This window comes from Pseudomonas sp. MT92 (genome assembly GCF_058792515.1).
The window spans coordinates 151,272-163,497 of sequence record NZ_JBXAFA010000013.1 but is presented as its reverse complement, the minus strand read 5'-3'; the positions used below and the strand labels follow the sequence as shown (position 1 = coordinate 163,497).

Here is a 12,226-nt window from a genome sequence, read left to right as displayed (position 1 = left end):
GATTGCCGGGAAAATCGTTGCCTGTATCCACCGAGGATAAGGTGCCTGACCTTAATGGAGGCTGAAACAAGTTGTTTCAATGACCTTTACCGAACGTTTACGTTTGTGCCCTTGTGCACATCATCGGTTAAAGTGGACCACTGATTGCAACCTGCGATACCGACTGATGAATCCGTTCGACGTACTGCGTGACTCCCTGTACTTCTTCAAACGCAATCTGGGCCAGATTGTGCAACTGTGCCTGCCGCTGGTGATCATCGAGGCCCTGCTGCAACAAGTGGTCGACCATTCGACCGAGCCCGACAGTTTTCCAGGCATCAGCGTGATCGTCGGTTTGCTGATCTATCCGCTGTACACCGCCGCGCTGATTCTGTTTCTCGATGCCCGCAGCCGTGGGGAATCGCCCCGTAACCGCGATTTGCTGACAAGGTCCGCCTACCTGTGGCCGCGCTTTGCCTTGCTGACGGCCCTCAATACCGTGCTGATACTGCTCGGCCTGTCGCTGTATTTCCTGCCGGGCATCTGGCTGATGGTGACCCTGGCTTTCGGCGAATACCTGCTGGTGCTGCGTGGCCTGGCCCCGCTGGCGGCGATGAAGGAAAGCCTGCGCCTGACCCGCGGGCACTTCATGCGCATCCTGGTGTGCATTCTGTGCGTGATGGGGCCGTTGTGGGTGCTCAAGGGCGCGACGCTGGCGGTGTATCCCGACCCGCAGAACCCGGTGATCTCGCTGTTGATCGACAGTGCCCACAGCTTCCTGCAGCTGTTCACCAGCGTGGTGCTGTTCCGCCTGTTCATGCTGATCGGCGATACGCCGGAAAAAATCGATGGACCACGCTGACCGTGGGCGATGGCTTGTCAGTCGGGTATGCTCGGGGTCTATCCTCGTAACACAATAATAAGATAATAAGCCGAGCCATGACCCGACCATTGCGCTACACCCTGCTGGGATTGTTGATTGTGATCGCCTTGGCAGGCGCGATGGTCTACAGCCTGACCTGGCGTCCTGACGCCAGGGAGGTGCTGCCGGTCAGTTGCAGTACTCAGCCCCCCACCGTCGCACCTGGCCAGGCGCTGAAGGTGATGACCTGGAACGTCCAGTACCTGGCGGGCAAGCGCTACGTGTTCTGGAACGACCTGGCGGCCGGCACCGATGAAGCCCCCACCGCCGACGACATGGCCTTCAGCCTCGATGAGGTGGCGCGGGTGATTCGTGACGAGCAACCGGACATCGTGCTGTTGCAGGAACTCGATGACGGCGCCAAGGCCAGCGGCTACCAGAATCAGCTCAAGCTCTTGCAGGAGCGGGTCGCCGACCTCTATCCATGCAGTGCCCACGCGTTCGACTGGAAAGCCGACTTCATCCCTGATCCGCACATTTTCGGCAGCGTTGGCCGGCAACTGGCGACCTTGAGCCGCTACGAGATCGAACACGCCGAGCGCCTGCAATTGCCCGTGTCGGAGGTCAACCTGATCAGCCGTCAGTTCAAGCCGAAAAACGCCTTGTTGCTGACCTACCTGCCGTTGAGCGACGGCGGCCAGATGGCGGTCCTCAACACCCATCTGGACCGTGCGACCCAACCCGACGAAACCCTGCAAGCGCAAGTCTCGGCCGTGGCCAAGGTCCTCGACAAATTCGAAAGCCGTGGCACGCCGTGGCTGATCGGCGGCGACTTCAACCTCCTGCCGCTGGGTCAATACCAGCGCCTGCCCAGCGAGCAACGCACGCCCTATTCCTCCGACAGCGCCTTGCATGTGCTGTGGGACAAATACCCGATGATCCCCACCAACAACGAAGCCAGTGGCATCGACCGCGCGCGCTGGCTGACGCACTACCCAAACGATACGAACGTGAGCGGCCCGGACCGGACTGTCGACTTCCTGTTTTACAGCCCGCGCATCAAACGGGTCGAAGCGAGGGTGCGACAGGACGATACATTACGCATCTCCGATCACTTGCCGGTGATCGCCCGGTTCCTGCTGCCGGCGGCGCCATAGCGCCAGACTCCAGGCCAACACCGCCCCTGTGGGAGCCAGCTCGCTCCCACAAAGAACGTGCATCAATGCACCTCTTCCAGGTCGTCATGCAGCAAGCCGAAAATCTTGCGTTTCATGTCAATGAACGAGTGTTCCATGACCATGTCCAGCGTGCGTGGGCGCTCGATCGGCACGTCGAGAATCTGCTTGATTCGCCCGGGACGTGCGCCCATCACATAGACCCGGTCACCGAGCAGAATCGCTTCGTCGATGTCATGGGTGACGAACAACACGGTTTTCTTGCTGTGGCCCCAGACCCGCAACAGCAGCTGCTGCATTTGCAGGCGCGTCTGGCTGTCGAGGGCACCGAAGGGCTCGTCCATCAGCAGAATCTGCGGGTCGTTGGCCAGCGCGCGAGCGATCGCCACACGCTGCATCATGCCGCCGGACAACTGCTTGGCGTAGTTGTCGGCGAAGTTGCTCAGGCCGACTTCGTTGACGTAGTAGTCAACAATGTCCTTGCGTTGCGCCGCCGGCATGCCACGCCGCTTGAGTCCGAACTCGACGTTCTGGCGCACGGTCAGCCACGGGAACAGCGTGTAGCTCTGGAACACCATGCCGCGATCCGCACCGGGCCCCTGCACTTGCTGGCCCCCCACATAAATCTCGCCCGAAGTGGGCTCGTTGAGGCCGGCGGTGAGGTACAGCAGGCTCGACTTGCCGCACCCCGAAGGGCCGACCAGCACAGCAAATTGCTGATCCGGCACGTCGAAAGACACCTCTTCCAGCGCGGTAAACGTGCCGCCATCGGGTTTCTTGTAACGCAGGCTGACCTTGTCCACTTGCAGTCGTGGCGCGGCCTGCACCGCAGTGGCCTGGGGGGTGGCGAATCGATGATTGGCAGCGGTTACTGAGCCCATGCGGTGATCCTCAGACGTAAGAAGCGGAACAGTTGATCGGTCGCGAGGCCCAGCAGGCCGATGATCGCGATGGCCAGGAAAATCACATCCACCTGAAAGCCGCGCATGGCTTTGAGGCTCAGGTAACCCAGGCCACTGGAGGCCGCGACCAGTTCGGCGACGACCAGGTAAGTCCAGGCCCAGCCCATGGTCACGCGCAGGGTGTCGAGCACGCCCGGCAAGGACGCCGGGGCAATCACGTGCAGCACGGCGTCACGACGGTTCGAGCCCAGGGTGTAGGAGGCGTTGATCAGGTCCTTGGAGATGCCCTTGGACACATCCGCGATCATCACCAGTTGCTGGAAGAACACGCCGAAGATAATCACCGACACCCGCTGCTCCAGACCGATGCCGATCCACAGAATGAACAGCGGCACGAAGGACGTGACCGGCAGATAGCGGATGAAGTTGACCATCGGCTCGAGAAACGCCTGGACGATGCGGAAGCTGCCCATCAGCAACCCCAGCGGCACGGCGACCAGGGACGAGACAATAAAACCGACCATCACCACTTCGACGCTGGCCCAGACATGCTGGCCGAGCGTGCCGTCACGACCCAGGCGCACGGCGGCCTCGACCACGGCACCCGGTGTCGGCAGGAACATGCCCGGCACCACGCCGCCGTAGGACAAGCCGGCCCAGAGGCCGACCAACAAGACCCAGGCCAGGCCGCTCGCACTCCAGATCACCGACACCGGCAGGCCGGTCTTGGGTGTGATGCAGCGGCTCAGCCATGAATTGCGCTTGAACATGCAAACCTCCTAGAGCGGGCTGACGAAACGGTTGTCGATCAGGTCGTCATTGCTGACGTTGTAAGGCTTGCCCTGCAACTCGCTGGCGGTCTCGTTGGCCAGTTTGATCAGCGGTTCGCTGTCACCCGGCTTGCCCGGCGAGCCGAGCAGTTTTTCGCTCATGGCCTGATCGTAGAAGCGCACGCCTTTTGCGGCCGCCGCCAGCTCCTTCGGATCGGCAAGGTAGCCGCCGACGCCCTTGGCCATGATGGTGTACGCCTGCTCCGGGTGGTCCTTGGTGTACTGCACCGCTTTGTACAGACCGGCCACCAGGGCCTTGACGTCTTCCGGTTGTTTTTCGATGACGGTGCAGTTGAGTGCCACCACGTCGACGATCACGCCCGGCGTGCTGCTGCTGTCGATCAGCACCTTGCCCTGTTGCTTGTCGCGGACCATCGACAGGTGCGGCTCCCAGGTCACGGCGGCGGGCACGCGACCGGCGATGAAGGCGGTGGCGGCGTCGTCAGCCGTCATGTTCTGCACAGTGATGTCGCTCATGGTCATGCCATGTTTTTTCAGCAGGTAAGACAACCAGAACTGCGAGGTCGAGCCTTCGTTGACCGCCACGGCCTTGCCCTTGAGCTCCTGCAAGCTCTTGACGTCCTTGCCCACCAGCACGCCGTCGCCGCCATGGCTGTCATCCAGCGCGGCCACCGCCTTGAAGCAGAATTGCGGACGGTATTTCAGCACTTCGTCGATGGTCGACGCCGAGCCCGACAACTCGCCCGACGCTTGCGCCGCCATGTACATCGAAGCCTCTTCGACGACGGGCAGTTCCACGGTCAAACCGTTTTCCTTGAAGTAGCCCAGGTCCTGGGCCAGGTAGAGGGTGCCGTAACCGACCCAGGTGGTGTGACCGATGGAGAGGGTGCCGGCCTGGGCGCTAGTGGCGACCGTCGCGGCGATGGCGGTGACCGCCAGTGGATAAGTAACGCGGGTAAGCAAGGACTTGATCATAGGGCACTCCCAAAGCTGTTGATTTAGTTTTGATGGGCAGTACGGCCAGCGGCCCTGAACATCAGCTGCCACCGGCGATCTCTGACGGACCTTTGGTTGGGCAGCATGGGGCTGACTGGCGAAGTCGATGTTGGCCCAAGGCAGGGCTCAGGAAAATGAGGAAATATGTCGATGGGAACGATGAAAAAACTGGGTAGCGTGCGCGGAAAAAGGGCAGCGTTGGAGGGGGTGCACGGGGTGGGTGCAAAAATGAAAGGGGAGTTGAATGGGCAAAAGCAATCGCGGGCAAGCCCGCTCCCACAGGTCATGTGTCGGTCGCACGTTTAAGCACGACACATAACCTGTGGGAGCGTGGCTTGCCCGCGATAAGGTCCGCAGGACCTTCAGGCGGTGTTAGAGCCGGCCGTATTCCTGCGCCGTACGATCCACCGCTTTCAGGGTCTTGCCCACCAGCTCGTCAATCTCTTCACGACTGGCAATCAACGCTGGCGCCATGATCATCCGCCCCAGCGTCGAACGAATGATCACCCCTTCTTCAAAGCCAATCGTGCGGCAACGCCAGGCGATGTCGTTCTCGTTGGCAAAGCGTTTGCGGCTGGTCTTGTCTTCGGCCAATTGCAGTGCCGCCACCATGCCCGTGCCCTGGATATCGCCCACCAGCGGGTGATTGCCGAACACCTCGCGCAGGCACTGCTGCAGGTACGGACCGATGTCATCCTTGACCCGCGTCACCACCCCTTCATCGCGCAACGCCTTGAGGTTGGCGATCGCCACAGCCGCCGCCACCGGGTGCCCGGAATAGGTCAGGCCGTGGGCGAACACACCGCCCTGCTCCACCAGCACCCGGGCCATTTTTTTCGACAGCACCAGGCCTCCCATCGGGATGTAACCGGAGGTCAGGCCCTTGGCGATGGACAGGGTGTCCGGCTCGAAACCGAAGTACTCGTGGGCGAACCATTCGCCGGTACGCCCGAAGCCGCCAATCACTTCGTCGGCACACAACAGCACGTCGTATTTGCGGCAGATGCGCTGGATTTCCGGCCAGTAGCTTTCCGGCGGGAAGATCATGCCGCCCGCGCCCTGGAACGGTTCGGCGATGAAGCCGGCAACCTTGTCCGCGCCCAGCTCGAGAATCTTCGCTTCCAGTTGCTGCGCCGCGCGCAGACCGAATTCGGCCGGCGTCAGGTTACCTTCGTGAGCGAAGAAATACGGCTCGTCGATGTGCTCGATGTCGGGGATCATGCCGCCCATTTCGTGCATGAACTTCATGCCACCGAGCGCCGTCGCGGCCAGGGTCGAACCGTGGTAGCCGTTCCAGCGGCCGATCATGATTTTCTTCTCGGGCTTGCCGAGCACCTGCCAATAACGCCGCACCGTGCGGATCAACACTTCGTTGGCTTCGGAGCCTGAGTTGGTGTAGATCGCGTGGCTGTAGTGATCCGGCAACAGGCTGAACAACAGCTCGGAAAGCTCGATCACCTGCGGGTGAGTGGTGTGGAAAAACATGTTGTAGTACGGCAGCTGTTCCAGCTGCTGGCTCGCCGCCAACGCCAGGTCCTTGCGCCCGTAGCCGAGGTTGGTGCACCACAGCCCGGACATGCCGTCGAGGTAACGCCGACCGTCGTTGTCCCACAGGTGCAGGCGCTCGCCACGGACCATCACCCGAGGTCCTTCATCGTTGAGTGCCTTTTGATCGACGAATGCGTGGATGTGGTGCGCGGCGTCGGCGGCCTGGTAGTCGCGGGTGTCACGTGGGGTGGTCATCGCCAGTTCTCCGTTTTGTTATCAGCGCAATTGAAACCAGGTGGTCTTCAACTGGGTGTATTTATCGAATGAGTGCAGCGACAGGTCACGGCCAAAACCGGACTGTTTGCCACCGCCGAAAGGCACGGTCACGTCCAGCGCATCAACGCTGTTGACCGACACGGTACCGGCTCGCAATTGTCGCGCCACGCGGTGGGCGCGATTGAGGTCGTCGGTCCACAGCGACGCCGCCAGACCGTAGACGCTGTCGTTGGCCAGTTGCAAGGCGTGGGCCTCGTCATCGAACGCCGTGACCGCCAGCACCGGGCCGAACACCTCATTGCGAAACAGCGGCATGTCCGGGCTCACCCCGGTAAAAATGGTCGGCTGGATGAAGTTGTCGGAACCATTGAAGATCGACTGCCGGCCGCCACAAACGCGGGTCGCGCCCTGCCGCTCGGCCTGCTGGATGAACGTCATGATGCGTGCCGTCTGGCGGCTGTCGACGATGGCACCGGCAGCGCTCGACGGGTCCAGGGGATTGCCCGGCTGCCAGCACTCGGCCTGGGCCTTGAGGCGCTCGACGAATTCATCGTGAATCGAGCGCTGCACCAATAACCGCGAGTTGGCGGAACAGACTTCACCCTGATTGAAGAAGATGCCGAACGCCGCCTTCTGCGCCGCCAGATCCAGGTCCTGACAGTCGGCGAACACCAGGTTCGCACTCTTGCCGCCGCACTCCAGCCACACCTGTTTCAGGTTCGATTGTGCCGAGTACTGCATGAAGTATTTGCCGACTTCGGTGGAGCCGGTGAACACCAGGCAATCGACGTCCGGGTGTAGGCCGAGGGCTTTACCGGTCTGTTCGCCAAGCCCCGGCAGCACATTGAGGACACCGGCCGGCAGGCCGGCTTCGAGCGCCAGCTCGGCCAGACGCAGCGCGGAGAACGGCGACTGCTCGGCCGGCTTGAGGATCACCGAATTGCCCGCCGCCAGGGCTGGCGCGAGTTTCCACGCGGCCATGTCCAGCGGGAAGTTCCAGGGCACCACGGCCGCGACCACGCCCAACGCTTCGCGGGTGATGGTCGCCAGCACGTTCTGTGCGCTGGGGGCGACCTGATCGTAGAGTTTGTCGAGGCTCTCGGCGTACCAGCGCAACACCCCGGCGGCGCCCGGCACGTCAATGTTGTAGGCGTCCATGACGGGTTTGCCCATGTTCAACGAATCGAGCAGCGCCAGTTCTTCGCGATGGGCCAGAATCAGATCCGCCAGGCGCAACAGCACCTGCTTGCGCTCGCTCGGCGAACGCGCCGCCCAAGTGCCGGCTTCGAACACCTGCCGCGCGTTGCGCACCGCTGCGTCGACGTCCTCGTCACCGCAAGCCGCCACGTTGGCCAGCCACTGGCCAGTGGCGGGGTTGATGGCCGCGAATGTCTGTCCCGACTGCGCCGCACGGGATTGACCGTCGATCACGGCCTGGTCGGGAAGCCGCAGCGCAGCGGCCTTGTTTTGCCAATATGCAAGCTCGAACACGTTCAGATGCTCCAGGGGCTTTTCTTGTGCATGGATGGTGGCCCAGGCCCGTGTCGAGGAAAAATAGTAAAAATGTCTTCGCAGACGATGAAAAAACTGGGTAGCCAATCTCCCTGGTCGCGCCGCTTGTGGTTATTGTTCAAACGCGACAAAAACTTCGCCTGAAGGGATACGGGCGGTGCGTAAATTGCTTGGATGCCTTACCCGTCCGTCCCGAGGTTTGTCGTGGCCGCCTACAACCTGCGTCAATTGAAGTACTTCATTACCACCGTCGATTGCGGCAGCGTCGCCGAGGCTTCGCGCAAGTTGTATATCGCCCAACCGGCGATCTCGACGGCGATCAAAGGCCTGGAGGACAGCTTCGGCGTGCAACTGCTGATCCGCCATCACGCCCAGGGCGTCTCCCTGACGCCCAGCGGCGCGCGCTTCTACCGCAAGGCCCAGGAACTGCTGCGCATGGCCAAGGAGTTCGAACAGAACGCTCTGGCCGACAACGACGTGGTGGCCGGGCAAATCGATATCGGCTGCTTCGAAACCGTCGCACCGCTGTATTTGCCAAAGCTGATTGCGGGGTTTTCGGCACTGTACCCGGGGGTAAAAATCCGTATCCGCGACGGTGAGCAGCAGGAGTTGGTGCAAGGCCTGACCTCGGGCACCTTCGATCTGGCGATTCTCTATGAGCACGACCTGGACGCCACCATCCAGACCGAACCCCTGATGCCGGCGCAGCGCCCTTATGCCTTGCTGCCGGCGGATCATCGCTTTGCCCAGTTGAAGCAAGTGTCGCTGCGCGACCTGTGCCTGGAGCCGATGATTCTGTTGGATGTACAGCCGAGCCGGACCTACTTCGTCAGCCTGTTCGAGGAACTGGGCCTGACGCCGCACATTGCCTTCAGCTCACCGTCGATCGAGATGGTGCGCGGAATGGTCGGGCAAGGGTTTGGCTTCTCGATCCTGGTCACGCGGCCGCATTCGGAGTGCACCTATGACGGGCAAAAAGTGGTGTGCGTGGACATTGTCGAAGACGTCACGGGGTCAGGACTGGTGGCGGCGTGGTTGAAACGCGGACAATTGACCAAACCAGCGCAGTTGTTCGCCGATTACTGCCGCGAGCAGCTCACCGAAAAATCACGCCCGCCCTTGTAGAAACCGGCTCGCCGGCAAAAGGGCCGTGGAGACTTGCACCGACCTTGATGCCGCCTTCGCTGGCAAACCAGCGCCTACTTACGCGGCTTGATCCGTGCGGTCGCTTCGGCCACCAGCGGATCATCCGGCCAGTAGTGCTTCGGGTAGCGCCCCTTCAAGTCCTTCTTCACTTCGGCGTAGGTGCTGCGCCAGAAGTTCGCCAGGTCTTGCGTCACCTGCACCGGCCGCCGCGCCGGGGACAACAGATGCAGCTTGACCACCTGCCGGCCACCGGCGATGCGCGGGGTCTCGGCCAGGCCAAACAGCTCCTGCAGGCGCACCGCCAGAATCGGCGGTTGTTCGCTGTAATCCAGACGGATCGACGAGCCTGAAGGCACGCTCAAATGATGCGGTGCCAGCTCGTCGAGCCGTTGCGGAAGCGGCCATGGCAACAGGTTATGGACGATGCTCGACAGGTCAAGGTTAGCGAAGTGACTGAGCCGCGAGACCTTGCCCAGATACGGCATCAGCCAGTGCTCCAGGCTTTTGAGCAACGCGGCGTCGCTGACATCCGGCCACTCGCTCTCGCCCTTGCCCGCCAGATCCAACTGGCGCAACAAGGCGACCCGCGCCTGCCACTGACGCAACTCCGGCGTCCACGGCAACAATTCCAGACCCTTGCGCCGGACCAGATTGACCAGCGCCTGGCTGCGGGCGGTTTCATCGAGGCCGGTCAGCGGTTCGCGGCTGAGAATCAGTTCCCCGACCTTGCGCTGACGCTCGGCCCGCAACACGCCTTCGCGTTCGTCCCAATCCAGTTGATCGACCACGCGCACCTGTTCGGCCAGCACCGAGTCGAACAGTGCCGGGTCGAAATCCGTCGCCAGATAAATCCGTTCTTCACGCTGGCCCTGACGACTGCCGAGGTCGGCGATCACCAGCCAGGGTTGCTTCATCAGGCTGTCCGCTTCGGCGAACAGGGCTGCGCGGCCATTGGCCAGGCGATACTCGGCGCCGCCCGCGCGTCGTTGTTGGGCGACGCGATCGGGATAGGCCAGTGCCAGCAGCGCGCCAAGCCAGCGCGGGTGATCGGGATCGCTGACCGGCTGCGTTGCCTTGCCGCGCAGATAGCCTCGATATTGCCGCGCCAGTTGCCGCGCCCGCTGCACCCCGCCCTGGGCACCGCGAGCGGCGCGCGCCTCGCCGGACAACAGCACCAGTCGGCTGTGCAGATCCGCACCGGCACCGCGCAAGATGTCGCGCTCGCCAAGCAGCGCCGCGACATCGCAGGCCATGTCTGCCAAACCCAGGGCCTGGCCGCGCAACAGCAAATGGGCGATGCGCGGATGCGCCGGCAACTCGGCCATGGCCTGACCGTGACGGGTCAGCGTTTGGCCATCCAGTGCGCCCAAGCGTTCGAGCAGGTCCTGCGCCTGGGCGTACGCGGCGGCGGGGGGTACATCGAGCCAGACCAATTGCCCGGGCGTCACGCCCCAGCGGCCGAGTTGCAAGGCCAGACCGGCGAGGTCCGCCGAAAGGATCTCCGCACTGCCGTAGGCCGCCAGTTGTTCGTGCTGATCCTGTGACCACAGGCGATAACACACGCCGGGCTCCAGTCGCCCGGCGCGGCCCGCACGCTGGGTAGCGCTGGCCTTGGAGATACGTTGGGTGTCGAGGCGGGTCATGCCGCTGCCCGGGTCGAAACGCGGCACCCGCGCCAACCCGGCATCAATCACCACGCGCACGCCGTCGATGGTCAGGCTGGTCTCGGCGATGTTGGTGGCCAGCACCACTTTGCGTTGGCCCACCGGCGCCGGGTCGATCGCCGCACGTTGCGCGGCCAGGTCCAGTTCGCCATGCAACGGACAGAGCAACACCTGAGGGGTGTCGCCCAGCGCATCGGTCAGTTGTTGATGCACGCGTCGAATTTCCGCTTGTCCGGGCAGGAACACCAGCACGCTGCCGGTCTCATCGTTCAAGGCTTCGAGAATGGTCTGCACCAGCCGTGGCTCGATGAATTCACCCGGCTGGAATGGCCGCCCCCAACGCATCGCCACCGGGTACATGCGCCCTTCGCTGCGCAGGATCGGCGCATCATCCAGCAGCCCGGCCAGGCGTTCGCCCTCCAGGGTCGCGGACATCAGCAGGATTTTCAGCGGTTGATCGTCGCGAAACAGCTCCCGGCCATTGAGGCTCAGGGCCAACGCCAGGTCGGCGTCGAGGCTGCGTTCGTGAAATTCGTCGAAGATCAGCAGGCCCACGCCTTCCAGTGCCGGGTCGTCCTGCAAGCGCCGAGTGAGGATGCCTTCGGTGACCACTTCGATGCGGGTGTTGGGACCGACCTTGCTGTCGAGCCGGATGCGATAACCCACGGTTTCGCCGACTTTCTCGCCCAGTTCACTGGCCAGGCGCTCCGCTGCCGCACGCGCCGCCAACCGGCGCGGCTCGAGCATCAGGATGGTTTGCCCGGCCAGCCACGACTCGTTGAGCAAGGCCAAGGGCACGCGGGTGGTTTTACCGGCGCCGGGCGGTGCTTCGAGCACGGCTTCGTGGCGTGTCGCCAAGGCTTCACGCAGGGCGGGTAAAACTTCATCAATCGGCAAAGAAATCATGCTGGCTCCCAAACAGAGCGGCGAGTATAACGGCGAACTGCCCAGTGTTCGTTGCGGTCCTAATTCATACCGATGACGCTTCGTTTTGAAATGACCCAGGAGATTTCATATGCGTATTCCCTTTCGCCTGATTGGCGGTGTTCTGGTCGCCACCCTGCTGACCCAAGTAACGGCCTGCGGTTCGATCTTCTACCCGGATCGCCGCGGCCAGATCGACGGCAAGATCGATCCGGCCATTGCCGTGCTCGACGCCGTGGGCCTTCTGTTCTATATCATTCCCGGCCTGATCGCGTTTGCCGTGGACTTCGCCACCGGCGCGATTTACTTCGAACCGGGCAAGACAGCCCAGGTTGATCCGGAAAAGCTCAAGGACGCCATCGGCGCCGACGGCAAGGTCGATAACCTCAAGTTGCAGACTATTCTGCAGCGTGAACTGGGCCGCAGCTTCCCGCTGGATGATCCACGCCTGATCCAGCACAAGGGCAGCACCCAGCAACTGGCCATGTTCGGCCTGCAACCCGCCGCGTAA

The 12,226-nt window shown here is 62.5% G+C and carries 10 protein-coding genes; 4 read left to right on the top strand and 6 right to left on the bottom strand.

The annotated features are described in order from the left end of the window. The first annotated feature begins 166 nt into the window (after nucleotides 1–166). A complete protein-coding gene (locus AC1Q6D_RS23465; RefSeq protein WP_103403462.1) occupies nucleotides 167–841 on the top strand; it encodes a DUF7847 domain-containing protein in 675 nt (224 codons plus the stop codon). Nucleotides 842–918: 77 nt separating this feature from the next. After that, entirely contained in the window at nucleotides 919–1,998 is a 1,080-nt protein-coding gene (locus tag AC1Q6D_RS23460; protein ID WP_103403461.1) for an endonuclease/exonuclease/phosphatase family protein, read from the top strand. 62 nt (nucleotides 1,999–2,060) lie between these two features. Here AC1Q6D_RS23460 and AC1Q6D_RS23455 read toward each other — a convergent pair whose 3' ends face one another. The 5 genes from AC1Q6D_RS23455 to AC1Q6D_RS23435 all read right to left on the bottom strand — a co-directional run bounded on the left by AC1Q6D_RS23455 (nucleotide 2,061) and on the right by AC1Q6D_RS23435 (nucleotide 7,960). After that, on the bottom strand, nucleotides 2,061–2,897 hold the full coding sequence (locus AC1Q6D_RS23455) for an ABC transporter ATP-binding protein (RefSeq protein ID WP_047533636.1): 837 nt from the start codon (nucleotides 2,895–2,897) through the stop codon (nucleotides 2,061–2,063). Next, nucleotides 2,885–3,688: an ABC transporter permease gene (locus tag AC1Q6D_RS23450; RefSeq protein WP_047533639.1), complete on the bottom strand. Its 804-nt coding sequence runs from the start codon at nucleotides 3,686–3,688 to the stop codon at nucleotides 2,885–2,887. Before AC1Q6D_RS23450 ends, AC1Q6D_RS23455 begins: the two co-directional genes overlap by 13 nt. 9 nt (nucleotides 3,689–3,697) lie before the next feature. Then, nucleotides 3,698–4,684: an ABC transporter substrate-binding protein gene (locus AC1Q6D_RS23445; protein ID WP_103403460.1), complete on the bottom strand. Its 987-nt coding sequence runs from the start codon at nucleotides 4,682–4,684 to the stop codon at nucleotides 3,698–3,700. A 393-nt stretch (nucleotides 4,685–5,077) separates the two neighbouring features. After that, nucleotides 5,078–6,448, bottom strand: coding sequence for an aspartate aminotransferase family protein (locus tag AC1Q6D_RS23440; protein WP_103403459.1), 1,371 nt, complete (start codon nucleotides 6,446–6,448; stop codon nucleotides 5,078–5,080). 21 nt (nucleotides 6,449–6,469) lie between these two features. Then, nucleotides 6,470–7,960: an aldehyde dehydrogenase gene (locus AC1Q6D_RS23435; protein ID WP_103403458.1), complete on the bottom strand. Its 1,491-nt coding sequence runs from the start codon at nucleotides 7,958–7,960 to the stop codon at nucleotides 6,470–6,472. 225 nt (nucleotides 7,961–8,185) lie between these two features. Between AC1Q6D_RS23435 and AC1Q6D_RS23430 the strand changes: the two genes are divergently transcribed. Next, nucleotides 8,186–9,106: a LysR substrate-binding domain-containing protein gene (locus tag AC1Q6D_RS23430; RefSeq protein ID WP_103403457.1), complete on the top strand. Its 921-nt coding sequence runs from the start codon at nucleotides 8,186–8,188 to the stop codon at nucleotides 9,104–9,106. A 74-nt stretch (nucleotides 9,107–9,180) separates the two neighbouring features. Here AC1Q6D_RS23430 and hrpB read toward each other — a convergent pair whose 3' ends face one another. Beyond that, nucleotides 9,181–11,697 carry an ATP-dependent helicase HrpB gene (hrpB, locus tag AC1Q6D_RS23425; protein ID WP_103403456.1) on the bottom strand — a complete coding sequence of 839 codons (2,517 nt, stop codon included), beginning with the start codon at nucleotides 11,695–11,697 and terminating at the stop codon, nucleotides 9,181–9,183. 109 nt (nucleotides 11,698–11,806) lie between these two features. On the opposite strand from hrpB, the gene AC1Q6D_RS23420 reads away from it, so the two are divergent. After that, nucleotides 11,807–12,226, top strand: a complete 420-nt coding sequence (locus tag AC1Q6D_RS23420) for a hypothetical protein (RefSeq protein WP_047533652.1) — start codon at nucleotides 11,807–11,809, stop codon at nucleotides 12,224–12,226.

What these genes read in the sequence shown, in the direction of transcription:
- AC1Q6D_RS23465 (WP_103403462.1), top strand. Translation starts at nt 167, where the DNA reads ATGAATCCGTTCGACGTACTGCGTGACTCCCTGTACTTCTTCAAACGC.
- AC1Q6D_RS23460 (WP_103403461.1), top strand. Translation starts at nt 919, where the DNA reads ATGACCCGACCATTGCGCTACACCCTGCTGGGATTGTTGATTGTGATC.
- AC1Q6D_RS23455 (WP_047533636.1), bottom strand. Translation starts at nt 2,897, where the DNA reads ATGGGCTCAGTAACCGCTGCCAATCATCGATTCGCCACCCCCCAGGCC.
- AC1Q6D_RS23450 (WP_047533639.1), bottom strand. Translation starts at nt 3,688, where the DNA reads ATGTTCAAGCGCAATTCATGGCTGAGCCGCTGCATCACACCCAAGACC.
- AC1Q6D_RS23445 (WP_103403460.1), bottom strand. Translation starts at nt 4,684, where the DNA reads ATGATCAAGTCCTTGCTTACCCGCGTTACTTATCCACTGGCGGTCACC.
- AC1Q6D_RS23440 (WP_103403459.1), bottom strand. Translation starts at nt 6,448, where the DNA reads ATGACCACCCCACGTGACACCCGCGACTACCAGGCCGCCGACGCCGCG.
- hrpB (WP_103403456.1), bottom strand. Translation starts at nt 11,697, where the DNA reads ATGATTTCTTTGCCGATTGATGAAGTTTTACCCGCCCTGCGTGAAGCC.
- AC1Q6D_RS23420 (WP_047533652.1), top strand. Translation starts at nt 11,807, where the DNA reads ATGCGTATTCCCTTTCGCCTGATTGGCGGTGTTCTGGTCGCCACCCTG.